17 protein-coding genes are annotated in these 16117 nt (G+C 44.5%); 16 read left to right on the top strand and 1 reads right to left on the bottom strand.

Annotation, left to right across the window (positions count from 1 at the left end):
- Nucleotides 1-125: 125 nt before the first annotated feature.
- The 14 genes from rpoE (at nt 126) to lpdA (ending at nt 12697) form a co-directional block, all read left to right on the top strand.
- Nucleotides 126-725 (top strand): RNA polymerase sigma factor RpoE, encoded by a 600-nt coding sequence (gene rpoE / locus ACV7NC_RS03120; RefSeq protein WP_292924504.1) that lies wholly within the window; start codon nt 126-128, stop codon nt 723-725.
- Between the two features lies 1 nt (nt 726).
- A complete protein-coding gene (locus ACV7NC_RS03115; RefSeq protein ID WP_458153990.1) occupies nt 727-1290 on the top strand; it encodes a sigma-E factor negative regulatory protein in 564 nt (187 codons plus the stop codon).
- Nucleotides 1287-2276 carry a MucB/RseB C-terminal domain-containing protein gene (locus ACV7NC_RS03110; RefSeq protein ID WP_458153989.1) on the top strand — a complete coding sequence of 330 codons (990 nt, stop codon included), beginning with the start codon at nt 1287-1289 and terminating at the stop codon, nt 2274-2276. The genes ACV7NC_RS03115 and ACV7NC_RS03110 overlap by 4 nt, the downstream gene beginning before the upstream one ends.
- A gap of 131 nt (nt 2277-2407) precedes the next feature.
- On the top strand, nt 2408-3823 hold the full coding sequence (locus ACV7NC_RS03105; RefSeq protein WP_458153988.1) for a DegQ family serine endoprotease: 1416 nt from the start codon (nt 2408-2410) through the stop codon (nt 3821-3823).
- The gene (locus ACV7NC_RS03100) at nt 3807-4076 is read left to right on the top strand and encodes a glutaredoxin family protein (protein ID WP_458153986.1); all 270 of its coding nucleotides are present in this window, start codon (nt 3807-3809) and stop codon (nt 4074-4076) included. Before ACV7NC_RS03105 ends, ACV7NC_RS03100 begins: the two co-directional genes overlap by 17 nt.
- 99 nt (nt 4077-4175) lie before the next feature.
- The gene (gene lepA / locus ACV7NC_RS03095; protein ID WP_458153985.1) at nt 4176-5969 is read left to right on the top strand and encodes a translation elongation factor 4; all 1794 of its coding nucleotides are present in this window, start codon (nt 4176-4178) and stop codon (nt 5967-5969) included.
- A 94-nt stretch (nt 5970-6063) separates the two neighbouring features.
- The gene (gene lepB / locus ACV7NC_RS03090) at nt 6064-6867 is read left to right on the top strand and encodes a signal peptidase I (protein ID WP_458153984.1); all 804 of its coding nucleotides are present in this window, start codon (nt 6064-6066) and stop codon (nt 6865-6867) included.
- 31 nt (nt 6868-6898) lie between these two features.
- Nucleotides 6899-7270, top strand: a complete 372-nt coding sequence (locus ACV7NC_RS03085; RefSeq protein WP_458153983.1) for a DUF4845 domain-containing protein — start codon at nt 6899-6901, stop codon at nt 7268-7270.
- A 28-nt stretch (nt 7271-7298) separates the two neighbouring features.
- On the top strand, nt 7299-8000 hold the full coding sequence (gene rnc / locus ACV7NC_RS03080; protein WP_458153981.1) for a ribonuclease III: 702 nt from the start codon (nt 7299-7301) through the stop codon (nt 7998-8000).
- A 46-nt stretch (nt 8001-8046) separates the two neighbouring features.
- A complete protein-coding gene (era, locus tag ACV7NC_RS03075) occupies nt 8047-8940 on the top strand; it encodes a GTPase Era (protein ID WP_458153980.1) in 894 nt (297 codons plus the stop codon).
- Nucleotides 8941-8984: 44 nt separating this feature from the next.
- On the top strand, nt 8985-9710 hold the full coding sequence (pdxJ, locus tag ACV7NC_RS03070; protein ID WP_458153979.1) for a pyridoxine 5'-phosphate synthase: 726 nt from the start codon (nt 8985-8987) through the stop codon (nt 9708-9710).
- The gene (acpS, locus tag ACV7NC_RS03065; protein ID WP_458153978.1) at nt 9707-10084 is read left to right on the top strand and encodes a holo-ACP synthase; all 378 of its coding nucleotides are present in this window, start codon (nt 9707-9709) and stop codon (nt 10082-10084) included. Before pdxJ ends, acpS begins: the two co-directional genes overlap by 4 nt.
- Nucleotides 10085-10086: 2 nt before the next feature.
- On the top strand, nt 10087-11136 hold the full coding sequence (gene nagZ, locus ACV7NC_RS03060) for a beta-N-acetylhexosaminidase (protein ID WP_458153977.1): 1050 nt from the start codon (nt 10087-10089) through the stop codon (nt 11134-11136).
- A gap of 100 nt (nt 11137-11236) precedes the next feature.
- Complete coding sequence (gene lpdA / locus ACV7NC_RS03055) at nt 11237-12697, top strand: dihydrolipoyl dehydrogenase (protein WP_458153976.1); 1461 nt, start codon at nt 11237-11239, stop codon at nt 12695-12697.
- 204 nt (nt 12698-12901) lie between these two features.
- On the opposite strand, the gene ACV7NC_RS03050 is transcribed toward lpdA, so the two are convergent.
- Nucleotides 12902-13348 carry a hypothetical protein gene (locus ACV7NC_RS03050; RefSeq protein WP_458153975.1) on the bottom strand — a complete coding sequence of 149 codons (447 nt, stop codon included), beginning with the start codon at nt 13346-13348 and terminating at the stop codon, nt 12902-12904.
- Between the two features lie 349 nt (nt 13349-13697).
- Between ACV7NC_RS03050 and ACV7NC_RS03045 the strand changes: the two genes are divergently transcribed.
- Both ACV7NC_RS03045 and amrB read left to right on the top strand, forming a co-directional pair.
- On the top strand, nt 13698-15032 hold the full coding sequence (locus tag ACV7NC_RS03045) for a lipase family protein (RefSeq protein WP_458153974.1): 1335 nt from the start codon (nt 13698-13700) through the stop codon (nt 15030-15032).
- Between the two features lie 300 nt (nt 15033-15332).
- Complete coding sequence (gene amrB / locus ACV7NC_RS03040; protein ID WP_458153973.1) at nt 15333-16109, top strand: AmmeMemoRadiSam system protein B; 777 nt, start codon at nt 15333-15335, stop codon at nt 16107-16109.
- Nucleotides 16110-16117 lie beyond the last annotated feature (8 nt).

The following is a 16117-nucleotide window of genomic DNA, read 5'->3' as shown; positions in this document are numbered from 1 at the left end:
GTGAATTAACCTAGTTCCCGAGATCGAATAGGATAGGTATACTTGATCTGTTGTGTCATTATGTGACCTGTAATGCAACAAGTATAAAATTAAAATTCATTCAAAAAGCTCAGGGACCAAGTTGTATGGGTGATCGGGAGATCGATCAACAGTTAGTAGAGAGAGTTCAAGCCGGAGATAAGCATGCATTTGATCTACTAGTCATTAAATATCAACGTAAGCTGGCACGTTTATTATCGCAATTTATACGTGATTCGGCCGAAGTTGAGGACGTTACGCAGGAAGCTTTTATTAAGGCTTATAGGGCACTACCTTCATTTCGTGGAGATAGTGCTTTTTATACCTGGTTGTATCGGATTGGCATTAACACCGCCAAGAATTTTCTGGTATCTCAAGGTCGTAAATTGCCAACTTTGCAAGGTTTTGAAAATGAGGATGGTGATGACTTTGAGGATAGTGGTTTATTAAAAGAAATGAATACGCCTGAAAGTGAACTGATGAGTCAGCAAATTGCTCAAACAGTTAATCAGACGTTGGATTCATTGCCTGAGGAATTAAGAACTGCGATTGTATTAAGAGAGATTGACGGATTAAGTTATGAAGAAATTGCAAATATTATGAATTGTCCTATTGGGACCGTACGTTCACGCATTTTTCGTGCACGTGAAGCGATATCTGAACAATTGCGTCCTTTGCTGGGGACAAGTAAAGACAAGAGGTGGTGATGTGAAAAATAAATTATCTTCGTTTATGGATGGTGAACTTGAACATGAGGATATTTCCAAAGTTATTGCTGCAATCAAAAAAGAAGATGAATTGCATGAGGAATGGAGAATTTATCATTTAATCGGAGATGCCATGCGGCAATCATCACGATTATCGATGAATATTTCTCCTGGCGTTAGTCAGAAATTAAAATCCGAACCCACTATCCTCTCTCCAATTGTTTCAACGACCTCTCAAAGCAATACCAGAAAACAAAGTTATAAGGTATTTGCCTTTTCAATTGCAGCTTCTGTTATTGCCATGGTTACTGGGTGGATGGTGATGCAAAACATATACGAACCAAGAACAATAGTGGTTGCTGAACAAATTAATCGTGAAAGTAATTCCAATGTAGCACCCGTCATGATTTCAACTCCACCCCCGAACCATAATTTTTCTCACCCTCCCATTGAAATGAATGATTATCTGTTTGTTCATCGGGAATTCTCTCCCGGAGTGACTCTGAGAGGACACGTAACGAATGTGAACAGTGCGACCGAATATCACGAAAGATACGGGAGATGATGAGTTGTAGAATCGTAACGCTGTTTCTGTTTTTTACTGTCAGTTTAAATTCAGCATGGGCACAAGGATTGCCACCTTCTTCAGGAGGTGCTTTGGTCTGGCTAAAAAAAATGAACAGTGCTCCTCGCCAAAATAATTTCACAGGTACATTTGTTTATTCTGCAGATCATCAGATAGAGGCTTCGCGTATTGTTCACAAAATTGATCAGTCGGGTGAACATGAAAGAATCGATGTTTTGGATGGGACGCCCCGAATTGTTTTTCGTCATAATGATGAGATGCAATGTTATTTGCCGGAGAGTAAAAGGGTTTACACGGAGAAGCGATGGTTACGGAAATATTTTCCTGATTACATTCCACACCCATCTGATGATATTGATGAATACTATTATGTAACTGAAGTCAGGAAGGAACGTGTAGCTGATCGGGAAAGTCAAGTTTTATCTCTAATTCCAAGGGATTCCTTGCGGTATGGGCATCAATTTTGGATCGATATTGAAACAGGCCTGCTTCTGAAAGTAGCTGTGACGCATGGCAATGAAATCATTGAACAGTTTGTATTTGTACAATTGGAGATTAATGCAAATATTTCTCCCGATCAAGTAATACCTAATGATGCATACATGGTTTCGGATGGGTGGAAGATTACCAATCTGACTGCATCTCTGCTACACGAGGGGGAGCTGAAGTGGGAGATTTCCAGTTTTCCAGCCGGTTTCAGAAAATTAGTAGAAATGAAACGAAAACTCACTGAGAAGTCAACACTAGTTGATCATGTTGCATTAACCGATGGTTTGGCGACAGTTTCAATTTTTATTGAATCGATTGATAAGAATGAATCACCGGTAGCAGGTTTTTTTTCAAGCCGCGGTGCTATCAATATTTATGTGAGAACAGTTGAAAATAACAAGATAACCACTGTTGGTGAAGTGCCGCCGGAAACAATTAAATTAATTGGCGACGCTGTTGTTAAGCTAGAAAGATAAATTCGGCAGTAGTTAGAAGCGGCTGATCTAATACTTCCTTTTCAAAAAAATCGAATAGATCGTTCAATTAACGCCTCGACTATCTCTGTCCATCAAATAATTTCGTGCACCATACCGCAAGGATCAACACCATGCTTCAGTTTCTTTTATTTCCACTCCTAATATTTTCAACATTTGTTAATGCACAAACCAATGGACTTCCTGATTTTACAGAGCTGGTCGAAAAACATGGCGCCGCGGTTGTTAACATTAGCACGATACAAAATGCGAGTACTTTAAATAATCAGACAACCCCAGAGTTTCCAGATATTCCGGAAAATTCTCCTTTTTATGATTTTTTTAGACGGCACATGCAGCCATTTTCAGGGCCGCGAAAATCGGAACCGAAATCGTTAGGATCAGGGTTCATTATTAGTTCTGATGGCTACATCCTGACCAATGCGCACGTAATTGAAACAGCCGACGAAATTACCGTAAAACTGAATAATAAGCGTGAGTATGCTGCTGAGATTATTGGCACTGACCGGAAAACCGATATCGCACTAATCAAAATTAATGCGGCCGATCTGCCTGAGGTAACACAAGGTAACCCGGAGAATTTAAAAGTTGGTGAATGGGTGATTGCCATCGGTTCACCATTTGGTTTTGAACATAGCGTGACGGCAGGAATTGTAAGTGCGAAAGGGCGCTCTTTGGCGCAAGAAAATTATGTTCCTTTTATTCAAACCGATGTCGCTATTAACCCCGGTAACTCAGGAGGCCCTCTGTTTAACATGAAAGGCGAAGTGGTTGGGATTAATTCCCAGATTTATAGCCGAACAGGCGGATTTATGGGATTGTCGTTTGCCATACCGATCAATGTCGCGACTGAGATCGCTGATCAATTAAAAGTCAGCGGCAAAGTAAGCAGGGGTAGAATCGGTGTAATGATTCAAGAAGTTACAAAAGAATTGGCGGAGTCATTCGGTTTGTCGGAAAGTAAAGGCGCTTTAGTAGTCACCGTTGAAAAAGGCAGTCCTGCAGACCGGGCTGGCATAAAAGCACGCGACATTATTTTATTGTTTGATGAAAAACAAGTCGCGACTTCTTCCGATTTGCCGCGGATAGTCGGAGACACTAAGCCAGGCTCAAAAGTTTTCCTGCAAGTTTGGCGCGATAGTTCTTTAAAAAAAATTAAGATCGAAGTTGGTGACACGCCCTCCGACAAAGTTGCGGTAAAAGCAAAACAAAAAACCGATACAAAGACAGAACGTCCGAATCGCTTGGGATTAATACTCAGTGAAATTACAGTAACACAAAAGAAACAACTGGAAATTGCGAATGGATTACTGGTTGAGGATATGCAACAAGGAGTTGCCAGCCGCTCAGGAATACGCATTGGAGACATTATTATGGGTTTGAATAGTAAAGATGTTAAAACCACTGAACAGTTTAACGAGCTGCTAAGTCAAGTGAAAAGCGGCAAAAATATCGCCTTATTGGTTAAACGCGGCGAAATGACAACTTTTATTACAATGAAACTCACAGACGATGACAACAAACAGTGAGCCTATGAAGGCATTGATATTATACGGCCGTGAGGAATGTCATCTTTGTCAGGACATGATACTTGCGTTACGAGAGCTGCAAACGCAAGTATCGTTTGATTTTCAAGTCATTGATATTGATAGCGATCCGGCATTGGCTGCTTTGTATGGGGAGAAAGTTCCGGTGTTGATGTCACCGGCTACCAATCAGGAAATCTGCCACCACTTTCTGAATTTAGCAGCTTTAGATGATTATCTTGCTAAATTTCGTTAGAATGCTGCCTCTTTTATCTATTGATACAATATTTTAATTTCCGGATAACGTGCCTTGTCGGTTTGTTCTGGAAGTTGATATAAAAAATTTCATATCCCGATGCAGCATATTCGCAATTTTTCCATCATTGCCCATATCGATCATGGCAAATCAACCTTGGCAGACCGTATTATACATTTATGCGGTGGTCTTTCAGATCGCGAGATGGAAGAGCAAGTTCTGGATTCGATGGATCTGGAACGTGAGCGAGGGATTACCATCAAAGCCCAGACTGCGGCATTGCAATATAAAGCAAGGGATGGTCAGGTTTATTTATTAAATCTGATCGATACACCCGGGCATGTCGATTTTTCTTATGAAGTTTCACGATCGCTGGCAGCTTGCGAAGGTGCATTGCTGGTAGTCGATGCATCGCAAGGTGTGGAAGCGCAGACGGTTGCAAATTGCTATACCGCAATTGAGCAGGGCGTCGAAGTTATTCCAGTGCTGAATAAAATCGATTTGCCGGCTGCAGATCCCGAACGCGTGATTCAAAACATTGAAGAAGTCATCGGGATTGATGCAAAAGATGCGGTGCGGGTCAGTGCGAAGACCGGACAGGGGGTTGAAGATGTCCTGGAGGCTTTGATTGCAAAGATTCCCGGGCCGTCCGGTGATCCGGCTGCGCCGCTAAAGGCGCTGATTATCGATTCCTGGTTTGATAATTATGTCGGTGTCGTGGTGTTGGTCAGGGTGATGGAAGGTACTCTGAAACCGGGTGAGAAGATGTTGTTGATGGCGACAAAAGCGGAACATTTGTGCGAACAAGTGGGCGTATTTGTACCGAAATCCGTGCAACGCGAATCTCTTAGCGCGGGAGAAGTGGGATTTATTATTTCCGGTATTAAAGAACTTGATGCAGCAAAAGTGGGCGACACCATTACTTCTGCTACCCGTCCGGCAGATAAACCGCTGCAGGGCTTCAAAGAAATCAAACCGCAAGTGTTTGCCGGCCTCTATCCGGTCGAATCTAATCAATACGATGCGTTGCGTTCCGCGCTTGAGAAACTGAAACTGAATGATTCATCGCTGCATTTTGAACCGGAAGTTTCGCAGGCGCTGGGTTTTGGTTTTCGCTGCGGATTTCTGGGTTTGTTGCATATGGATATCGTGCAGGAACGGCTGGAACGGGAATACGATATGGATTTGATCACCACAGCGCCGACGGTGATTTATCAAGTGCTGATGCGGGACGGATCAATCATTGAGATCGAAAACCCGTCTAAAATTCCGGATCTTTCAAAAATCTCTGAAATACGTGAACCGATCATTACTTCGACCATTATCGTACCGGAAGAGTACGTCGGCGCCGTGATTAAATTGTGCGTCAGTAAGCGCGGCAACCAAACCAACATGCAATATATGGGAAAGCAGGTGATGCTGACTTATGAAATGCCGTTGAATGAAGTGGTTATGGATTTCTTTGATCGACTGAAATCCACAAGCCGCGGTTATGCATCATTGGATTATGAATTTAAGGAATTTCGTGCTTCTGATCTTGTAAAGCTCGATGTATTGATTAATGGGGATAAAGTGGATGCGTTGTCACTGATTATCCATCGCAGTAATAGCCAATATCGGGGTCGTGAACTGGTGCAAAAAATGCGCGAATTAATTCCGCGTCAGATGTTCGATATTGCCGTGCAGGCTGCAATCGGAGCTCACATCATTGCGCGCGAGACAGTTAAAGCATTGCGCAAGAATGTGTTGGCAAAATGTTACGGTGGCGACATAACCCGTAAACGAAAGTTGCTGGAGAAACAAAAAGCAGGTAAAAAGAGAATGAAACGGGTAGGTAATGTGGAAATTCCTCAAGAAGCATTTCTAGCAATTTTGCAGGTTGATAATAAATAATGTTGATCAATAGTGTTGAATCGATTTCCAGTGCTGAGTTAAGACTGGTGCGCGCAGATGAGTTACTGAGACCTTTGAAATCAAGGGATTTGCTATGAATTTTCCCCTGATTTTGTTTGTATTGCTTGTTGTGACGGGCATTATTTACTTATTGGATTATTTATTCTGGAGTAAGACGCGCGCTGAGGGGGATAGCGAACCTTGGTGGATCGAATATCCGAAAAGTTTTTTTCCGATTATTCTGATCGTTTTCAGTTTACGGTCGTTTGTGATTGAGCCGTTTAAAATTCCATCCGGCTCCATGATTCCCACACTGCTGGTCGGTGATTTTATCTTGGTCAATAAATACACCTATGGAATCAGACTTCCAGTGATCAATAAGAAAATTATCGATGTCAACGAGCCGCAACGCGGAGATGTCTTGGTTTTCCGGTATCCAGAAGACCCATCGATTGATTATATCAAGCGAGTGATCGGTATTCCCGGAGATACCATTACATATCACAATAAGCAGTTAATTATTAATGGTGAGCTCGTTAAGCTGGAGTATGAAGCGGATTATAAATATATCGAATCGGGATTGGGGTATATCTATGCCGATCGGTTTACGGAATACCTCTCTGAAAAAAGTCACTCCATCCTGATTAACCAGGATGTAAAAGGAATCCAGTTTGCAAATGTGAGGCAATTCGAGTTTCGTGATAATTGCAAATACCGGCGCTCCGGATTCACTTGCGAAGTGCCTCCCGGAAGTTATTTTACGCTTGGAGACAATCGTGATAGCAGCAGCGATAGCCGCTATTGGGGTTTTGTTCCAGAAGAAAATATCGTCGGGAAAGCTTTCATGATTTGGTGGAATTTTAGCGATCTAAGTCGCATTGGATTGTCTATCAACTAATACTTTGGTTTTTCATTAAAAAGGATAACGCATGGAGTATTACGCTACACTTCGAAAGCAGAGCGGTATGAGCTTATCAGACCTGCTGCTGTGGAGCGTGGTCATTGTAGTACTCGCAATCTCCGCTTTGAGAGTCGCACCTGCTTATTTTGAGTATTACTCGATTAAAAGAAATCTCTCGGCCATTATGAAAGAAACTGATCCGCAAGCACCGGAATTGCAACAAATCAGAATGTCCTTTGCGAAGCGTGCTACGGTCGATAATATTAAATCCATAAGCGCTCAAGATATTCAGATGAAGAAAGAAAACGGACGAATTATCCTGAGCGCGAAATACACCGCTAAAATGCCACTCGTGGCTAATATTTCATTACACATTGATTTTCAGGCTGAGAGTGACTGATTCTGGAAACACCATGCCCCATGGAGTCATGCAGACGGATAATCAATTTTTAGTAGCATTTTGCAATCGACTTGGTTACGCTTTTGGGGATTCAAAATTATTGCAAGCAGCATTAACCCATCGAAGTCACAGTGCTCCTCATAATGAACGGCTTGAGTTTTTAGGTGACGCGATATTGAATTGCGCGATTGCTGGCTTGATCTATAAAAGTTTTCCGGATTTGCCGGAAGGGCATTTGTCACGGTTACGTGCAAATTTCGTCAATCAAGCGGCACTCTCCAATATTGCACTTAATCTGCAAATCGATAAGCTGATTAAACTGGGTGAGGGTGAGTTAAGAAGCGGTGGAGCGCATCGTCCTTCGATTCTTGCGAATGCATTTGAAGCCGTCTTAGGTGCTATCTATCTGGATAGCGGTTTCGAGCAAGCGGAACAAGTTATTAGCATGCTGTATTTGCCGCTTTTCCAGAATATTGATCTGAAATCACAGGGTAAAGACCCCAAAACATTACTGCAAGAGCATCTCCAAAGCCGCAAATTGGCGTTACCGGAATACAGCGTGGTATCAACAACTGGTAAAGCGCACAAACAAAAATTTCAAGTGGAATGTATGATCCCCTCGTTTAATATCAGAACGATTGGAGAAGGTGCAAGCCGACGAGGCGCGGAGCAAGCGGCAGCCAAGTTAGCGTATGAAAAAATTTGCTTGCCGCATGAAAGCCAATTGTGAGGCGTTGCAGTTTTGTAATACTGCACATTGAAAAAATTGTTCTCAAATGACTAACGATACAGAGTTTCGTGCTGGTTACATCGCAATCATAGGCAGGCCGAATGTTGGCAAGTCAACTTTGTTGAACAAGTTATTGCACCAGAAAATCAGCATCACATCCAGAAAAGCGCAAACCACACGTTTCCGAATTCATGGAATTCTAACGGATCAACAAACACAGTTTATTTTTGTCGATACGCCAGGTTTTCAGACTCAGTATACTAATCGATTGAATACATTCATGAACCGGGTGGTGACACAAAGTGTGCAAAATGTTGATGTGATACTCTTCGTTATTGAAGCAATGCGCTTTGATCAAAGAGACCGTGATGCGCTCAAAATTTTGCCTGATAATATTCCGGTTATACTTGTGATTAATAAGATCGATAAGGTCTCGGATAAGAATCAGTTGTTGCCTTTTCTAAACAGTATGGCAGGAACTTTTAATTTTTCCACCATCATACCCATCAGTGCCGTGCATAAAATTCAATTACCGGAATTGCTTAATACGATTCGCGGGTACTTGCCGGAAAAACAGGCTATTTATGAAAAAGATGACATAACCGATCGCAGCGAGCGATTCCTGGCCAGTGAGTTTATCCGCGAAAAGCTGTTTCGCTTGGTTGGCGATGAAATTCCTTATTCAACCAGCGTAGTGATCGATCAATTTACAGTAGAAAATCATCTGTACAAAATTTACGCCACAATTCTTGTCGATAAAGCTAATCAGAAGGCAATATTGATTGGAAAGAAGGGTGAAAAATTAAAACAAATTGCGACGGAAGCGCGCCAAGATATGGAACAATTGTTCAATGAAAAGGTGTATTTGGAAATTTGGGTAAAAGTTAGACACGGTTGGGCTGATAGTGAAGCCGTGCTAAAAAGTCTCGGGTACGAATGAGGAAATAAGAGTGTTATCACAGGCAACTCGGAAAATGCAAAACCATGATTGAACTGGGCGTCAATATTGACCATGTCGCAACATTGCGGCAAGCGCGTGGAACCACATATCCGGATCCGATCGCAGCGGCGTTGATTGCTGAAGCTGCTGGTGCGGATGCTATTACATTGCATTTACGCGAAGATCGGCGGCATATTCAGGATCGCGATGTGGAGATATTACGAGATCGATTAACAACCCGGATGAATCTGGAAAGTGCTGTTACCGATGAAATGATCGGCATAGCGTTAAGAATAAAACCTCATGATATTTGTCTGGTTCCGGAAAGGCGCGAAGAGTTAACGACAGAAGGCGGTCTTGATGTGATCCGGCATTTCGATCAAATTAGACGGGCTTGTCTGCAATTAGGGAATGCGGGGATACGGGTTTCGTTATTTATCAATGCGGATGCGCAACAGATCGAGGCGGCCGCCCGTGCGGGCGCGCCGGCTATTGAAATTCACACAGGTAGTTATGCCGATGCGCCTACGGCTGAGCTGCAGCAACTGCAATTTGCTGCAGTGCGAAAGGCAGTGGCGTTAGGACTTGATTTGGGCTTAAAAGTCAATGCCGGTCATGGATTGCACTATGAGAATGTGCAAGCGATCGCTGCGATTTCCGGGATTTCCGAATTAAATATCGGTCACGCCATTGTGGCTCGGGCGATTTTTACCGGTTTCAAGCAGGCCGTTGAGGAAATGAAACAATTGATGATCGAGGCGCGGCGATGATCTATGGCATTGGGACAGATATTGTCGAATCTGTCCGGATTGCTCAATCGCTGGAACGTTATGGCGATCGTTTTGCCCGGCGCATATTAACGGATAGTGAGTGGCAGGAATACCATAGCAGCAACAAACCGATCTCATTTCTGGCCAGCCGGTTCGCCGCCAAGGAAGCCTTATCCAAAGCAATGGGAACCGGACTTCGCCATCCGGTCAGTCTGACCTACATCACGATTAGTCATGATGATTTAGGTAAACCTTTTTTTCAATTTCATCCAGAACTCAATCAATTGATTTGTACTAAGGGCATTACCCATCATCATCTTTCGATTAGTGACGAAATCAATCTGGTTTGCGCATTTGTAGTGCTGGAGAAGTAATCGTGGCGCTCGGACCCGTCATGCTGGATGTTGCCGGTACGGAATTGACCGAGGATGACATCAGAAGGCTGACTCATCCGCTCACCGGCGGCGTTATTCTTTTTACGCGCAATTTCGTCGATCATCGGCAGCTGACCGAATTAACCCGGCAAATTCATACCTTACGCAATCCTCATCTGCTGATTGCGGTTGATCACGAAGGCGGACGGGTGCAGCGTTTTCAACGAGATTTTACGCAATTACCGGCTATGCGCGAGCTCGGAAAAGTGTGGGATAAACAACCTGCCAGAGCCCGGCATCTTGCTCGGCAAGTTGGTTATGTACTAGCCGCTGAGCTGAATGCTTGCGGTGTCGATTTCAGTTTTACACCGGTATTGGATATCGATCACGGTCAGAGCAGTGTGATCGGAGATCGTTCCTTTCACAGTAATCCGCATGCCGTGTCGGACTTGGCGCATCAATTGATGCTGGGACTTAAGCAAGGCGGCATGTTGGCAATCGGCAAGCATTTTCCGGGACATGGTTATATTCACGCCGACACTCATCTCGAAAAAGCAGTGGATCAGCGTTGTTATAGCGAGATCGAAGCAAATGATTTGATCCCGTTTCAACATCTGATCGATAGCGGCATTGCCGGCATCATGTCGGCTCATGTAATTTATACGGAAATCGATCCCAATCCAGCCGGGTTTTCTAAAATCTGGCTACAAAAAATATTACGAACGACATTGGGATTTGACGGATGCATTTTTAGTGACGATCTCAATATGCGTGGAGCAGGAGTGTCTCTCGATTCGATGCTGTTACGAGCGCAGACCGCTTTGACTGCAGGATGCGACATGATATTGGTGTGCAATAACCCGACGGGCGCCGACGAAGTACTGAACGGGTTGTGCTGGGAGATGCCAGCAGCTAGTTTGGCTCGGTTGGCGCGTTTGCATGCAAAAAACCAAACCAGCTCCATGACGAAGCTGCGAGAACGAGGGGATTATGTGCAAGCAGTTCGGGAAATCAGCGCCATCGGATGCGAACCAGGTGATTTACCCTTGTAGTAGGACTTCAGCAAAAAACCATAAATGAAACAGCCGCTCTGTAACCGCATTCTTTTTGCTTTAGAATTACCTTTTTTATGAAATTTACGTAGGATGAATTATGTCAGAAACATTTGATGTCGCGGTTATTGGCGCAGGCCCTGGTGGTTATGTTGCAGCTATTAGGGCTGCGCAGCTTGGATTGAATACAATTTGCATTGATGAATGGAAGAATTCAAAAGGGAAGCCAAGTCTTGGCGGCACTTGCCTGAATGTTGGTTGCATTCCTTCCAAAGCACTATTGGAATCGTCGGAAAAGTTTTTTCAGATCCAGCATAAAGTTTCCGCGCATGGGATCACCGCTCAGCAGGTTACAGCGGATATTCCCGTGATGATCGCGCGCAAAGACAAGATCGTTACCACGTTTACAACCGGTATCGGATCGCTCTTCAAAAAGAATAAAGTGAGATCTATGCATGGACGCGGAACGCTACTGAAGCGTGACGCATCGGCTAATCTCTGGTCGATTAAGGTTGATGACAATGGCTCGGTGGAAACGATTCAGGCGAAACACGTGATCGTGGCTACCGGCTCGACACCGAGGCCGCTGCCTTTTGCGCCCATCGACAATACCATGGTGCTGGATAACGCCGGCGCGCTCGCGTTAACGGAAGTGCCCAAGCGATTGGGTGTCATCGGTGCGGGAGTAATTGGTTTGGAAATGGGCAGCGTGTGGCGTCGTCTTGGCTCGGAAGTGACAATTCTGGAAGCCATGCCGGGTTTTCTGATGGCAGCGGATGAACAAATCGCCAAGGAAGCCAAGAGCTTGTTTGCTAAAGAACCAGGGTTGCAAATTAACACCGGCGTCAATATCAATTCGGTCAAGCTTTCAGGGGATTCCGTTGTGGTGAGCTATAGCGATGCCAACAATCAGGAACAGCATCTGGAAGTTGATAAATTAATTATCGCGATTGGCCGGATTCCGAATACCTCGGGTTTAGGTGCTAAAGAAACGGGCTTGGCTCTGGATGATCGCGGGTTTATCGTCGTCGACGATTATTGCCGCACCAGCTTGACGCACGTGTATGCAGTGGGCGATGTGGTGCGCGGACCGATGCTGGCGCATAAGGCATCTGAAGAAGGTGTGGCCGTCGCGGAAATGATTCATCAGATTGAACAAGGACATGCAAATCCGCACGAAACAGTCGATTTTAATACCATTCCTTGGGTGATATATACCGCGCCGGAAATAGCCTGGGTAGGTAAGAATGAGCAAGAACTAAAAGCAGCGGGTATTGCTTATAAAGCCGGTCAGTTTCCTTTTATGGCCAATGGCCGAGCCCGGGCGATGGGTGAGGCGGTTGGTTTTATCAAAATATTGGCGGATGAGCAAACGGATCGAATTTTGGGGGTTCATATGATTGGTCCGCATGTTTCAGAACTGATTACTGAAGCGGTAGTCGCAATGAAATTCTCGGCCAGCAGCCAAGACATTGCTTGTATTGTGCACGCACATCCATCGTTATCCGAGGTCTTTCACGAAGCAGCCCTTGGCGTGGATAAACGCTCTTTGCACATTTAAGGTAACACCGGGCAAATCTTGCACGTGCTTGTCTGAGCTTAATGATGCTGGTTTGCTCAGTGAAATGCCTGGTTAATTGGCTGCGCGAGCGGATTGCTTTATTTGCGCGGAACTCGCATCCTTATTTATCGGATTGATATGATTAGGTTGCGGTGTTCCGGGCGTTTCGCGCTTCTACTCGCCGTATCGATCGATGTTCTTAGCTTAGAAACATTTGGCTTTATCGTGATCAACGCTGCAAGACCAACGCAGATGATGCATGCCCGCAGATTTATTGACTAAGTAATCGGCTCTTAGGTGTTTATTTTGCTCGGTCGTCAATGAAGCTTTTTCAGGAATATATTTTTCCTGACTCCAAAACCGGATCCGGCAAAAATCATCGTCAGGGCGGCAGAGTCTGTTGATTGCGGCGCTGTAAACGGTTTTGTCGGTGTAGACGGCATGATCAACGAGCACCATGTGTACAAATTTTCCGGAATTGCCCATTTCAAGACTACGGATGAGTTGCCATCCGATGCCGCTCTCCTGTTTCGTGGCTGATGTATCTTCCGCAGCCGCATCGTGATCATGATCTTCGCCTTCATGCGCTGAGATGCTGCATGGTAGCGTGAAGATAGCGATAAAAAACATGCTGATTACTAGTTTACGCATAAGTTCTCCTGATGGTTTTCAATTAATTTCTTTATTTCAGTGTGTTGTATTCCAAAGTTGTTCTTTAACCTGGATAACGCTGACAGCCGCGCAGTATACTCGAAAATCCGATTTTGGACATTATGGCTAGAATTTGAGCAAATAAGATATCGTTGCACGAATATGCGGAATCGAGGGCAGGGTGCGCGAACTATGATCAGATTTTTTCCCAAAAAAATATATCGAATGCTTTAGGCGTAATTAAAAATGGGCGGACTTCATGGATGTTTAATAACTGCTGATGTTGTGATTGATCTGATCGACTCTAGGTTATCAAAATAATGAATAGATTATTGAATTTGGCATGCTTATGAGGTTGATTTGGTATACTTTCGGTATCAACAGTTTATTACTCTCCAGTCGCGGCAATAAAGTCTGGATGCTGTCACTTAAAGCTTTTATCGCGGGTACGTTTATGAGAAATTGGCGTTTATATTCATTACGATTCATATTTTTTGCATTTTTCCTGTTTACAACCGCGACTGTACGAGCCATGCCGGAAGATTGCAAAAATTCAACCGCGACTGCGGCTTTTTTTGAATCCAACGGACTGGTTTGTTTACAAAACATCAAAGTAACGGACGCATCGGGTGAGCAATTCTATAAAGCTGCATTGCAGTGGCTGGGTGCTGAAAATCCCAAGCAGTTTAAGCTGCTCAGCGTCGCATTTGATGAAGGCCCGGGTACGAATAATCCAACCTTTTCAATGGTTAACGGTGTGCTGAGATTGCCTAGAATTGACGTGCCTAAGTTGTATGGAACCGAACGTTTTGACGTTAGCCTGAATTGGATAAAGGAAGCGGATGATGACGTGGTTTCAGCATTTGAACTAGTAACCGTCGCACTGTATAACAATCCTGAATATGTCCCAAATGTCACTTGGAAGCCTTATGGGATGCTGCTCTCAAGCGAACGGCGTGCGGTAGATTTGATAGTCAGGTCAGTACCATTCGCGCAGCTCGCTGATGCGATCTATGATTTTGATAACGTCAAGGTGGGTTCTTGGGAATTGATTGAATCCATCGGTAAAAGCTCCGGAATGGACGCAGGTGTTTTCAGGAATCGCGATACCAATGAATTGGCATTGGTATTCCGGGGGACTGAGACGTGCAATTTTCCTTGTTCATTTAAAGAACTGGAAGATACTGCCCGCGATGCCTTGGCGGATGCCGCGATAGGAATTGGCAGGGTCAGTGACCAATTTAAGGATGCCTTTAATTTTGCACAAAGCATGATTCGGAAATATCCGGGCGCTAAATTTACCGTAGCCGGTCATTCATTAGGCGGTGGATTGGCGCAAGCGGTGGGTGCGACATTGGGTCTGGAGACGTTTGCATTTAACTCTTCGCCGGTTCCGGATCATTTTTTCGATACTTACAGAATCACCCTGCCTTACGAAGAACTGGAGGATTTGATTTACGTAATCGCGGATGTACATGATCCGGTATCGAATACCAATGAAACCGGGGATATCTATCTGGATTCCCATCATGTGACACCCCTGATTCAATTCAATTTCGATTTGAAGGAAATGCTGACGAGCCGCAAAGTGGATCTGGAAGATTTACGCTTCGACCGGCACAGCATTACGCGGCTGGCTAATAATGCTATGACACTGATGAATTTGTACCGGGATGGTTGGTGAACTGGGATCGCGACTGAACATCCGATGCCGGTATCGGCAAAGACGGCCCAACATGAACTGTTTCTAGGACAATTTTCCGTATTTTTAACTGCTAATTCGAGGATCGATTAAATGGAGCAATCTACTTCTTGATTTTTATATATTACGCCCATATTAAGTAAATTATTGTAAGGGGCCTCAACAATCAAAGTTTCTAATAAAACGAGGCATGTTTCAGTACCAATACGACTCGAAAAAATTGCGAATCTTGGTACGTGAAGGTTTTATTCCGAATTTGAGTTATGTGGAGGTTCAATGGCAATGATTCGTTCACCTGCTGTTGCAGGTTTGTTTTATCCCGCAGATATTCAGGAATTGCAGCATGATGTGCAGCAATTCCTATCACACGCAAGATTTCACGGCACTAAACCTAAAGCATTGATTGTTCCCCACGCAGGGTATATGTATTCCGGAGCTATCGCGGCGACGGCTTACGCTAGCTTGAAAGCAATTGCGGATCGGATTCAACGAGTTGTATTGCTCGGACCGGCCCATCGGGTCGCGATTTACGGCCTGGCGCTGCCCAGTGTGGATGTTTTTGCGACGCCATTAGGCCGTGTGCAGCTCGACACCAAATTGATTCAAGAGATTGCGCACTTACCGCAAGTATCGGTGAGTGATGCGGCGCATGCGCTGGAGCATTCTCTGGAGGTGCAATTGCCTTTTTTGCAAAGCGTGCTGGGTGAATTCGTTCTATTGCCGCTGGCAGTCGGTATGACATCGGCGGAAGCGGTGGCTGAAGTGCTGGAGCAAGTGTGGGGCGGCGATGAAACATTGATCGTTATCAGTTCCGATTTGTCGCATTATTTGCCTTATGTCCAGGCGCAGCAAGTGGATTATGAAACGGTTCAGTCGATTCTGCAATTCAGGCAACCCATTGAGCAAGCGCAGGCGTGTGGCAATATCGCAATAAATGGTTTGATCCTGACGGCGCAGAAATATCATTTGAAGCCGCAACTATTGGATTTGAGAAATTCCGGGGATACCGCAGGATCGCGGGATCAAGTGGTTGGTTATGCAGCCATTGCGTTTAGCTGATGGAGGGC

It is taken from the genome of Nitrosomonas limosa, from assembly GCF_054188085.1.
The sequence above is the reverse complement of the archived record's forward strand: the minus strand, read 5'-3'. Positions and strand labels throughout refer to the sequence as shown.

Excerpts from the sequence above, each read along its gene's own strand:
- rpoE (WP_292924504.1), top strand. The coding sequence starts at position 126 with ATGGGTGATCGGGAGATCGATCAACAGTTAGTAGAGAGAGTTCAAGCC.
- ACV7NC_RS03110 (WP_458153989.1), top strand. The coding sequence starts at position 1,287 with ATGATGAGTTGTAGAATCGTAACGCTGTTTCTGTTTTTTACTGTCAGT.
- ACV7NC_RS03105 (WP_458153988.1), top strand. The coding sequence starts at position 2,408 with ATGCTTCAGTTTCTTTTATTTCCACTCCTAATATTTTCAACATTTGTT.
- ACV7NC_RS03100 (WP_458153986.1), top strand. The coding sequence starts at position 3,807 with ATGACAACAAACAGTGAGCCTATGAAGGCATTGATATTATACGGCCGT.
- lepA (WP_458153985.1), top strand. The coding sequence starts at position 4,176 with ATGCAGCATATTCGCAATTTTTCCATCATTGCCCATATCGATCATGGC.
- lepB (WP_458153984.1), top strand. The coding sequence starts at position 6,064 with ATGAATTTTCCCCTGATTTTGTTTGTATTGCTTGTTGTGACGGGCATT.
- ACV7NC_RS03085 (WP_458153983.1), top strand. The coding sequence starts at position 6,899 with ATGGAGTATTACGCTACACTTCGAAAGCAGAGCGGTATGAGCTTATCA.
- rnc (WP_458153981.1), top strand. The coding sequence starts at position 7,299 with ATGCAGACGGATAATCAATTTTTAGTAGCATTTTGCAATCGACTTGGT.
- era (WP_458153980.1), top strand. The coding sequence starts at position 8,047 with ATGACTAACGATACAGAGTTTCGTGCTGGTTACATCGCAATCATAGGC.
- pdxJ (WP_458153979.1), top strand. The coding sequence starts at position 8,985 with ATGATTGAACTGGGCGTCAATATTGACCATGTCGCAACATTGCGGCAA.
- acpS (WP_458153978.1), top strand. The coding sequence starts at position 9,707 with ATGATCTATGGCATTGGGACAGATATTGTCGAATCTGTCCGGATTGCT.
- lpdA (WP_458153976.1), top strand. The coding sequence starts at position 11,237 with ATGTCAGAAACATTTGATGTCGCGGTTATTGGCGCAGGCCCTGGTGGT.
- ACV7NC_RS03050 (WP_458153975.1), bottom strand. The coding sequence starts at position 13,348 with ATGCGTAAACTAGTAATCAGCATGTTTTTTATCGCTATCTTCACGCTA.
- ACV7NC_RS03045 (WP_458153974.1), top strand. The coding sequence starts at position 13,698 with ATGAGGTTGATTTGGTATACTTTCGGTATCAACAGTTTATTACTCTCC.
- amrB (WP_458153973.1), top strand. The coding sequence starts at position 15,333 with ATGATTCGTTCACCTGCTGTTGCAGGTTTGTTTTATCCCGCAGATATT.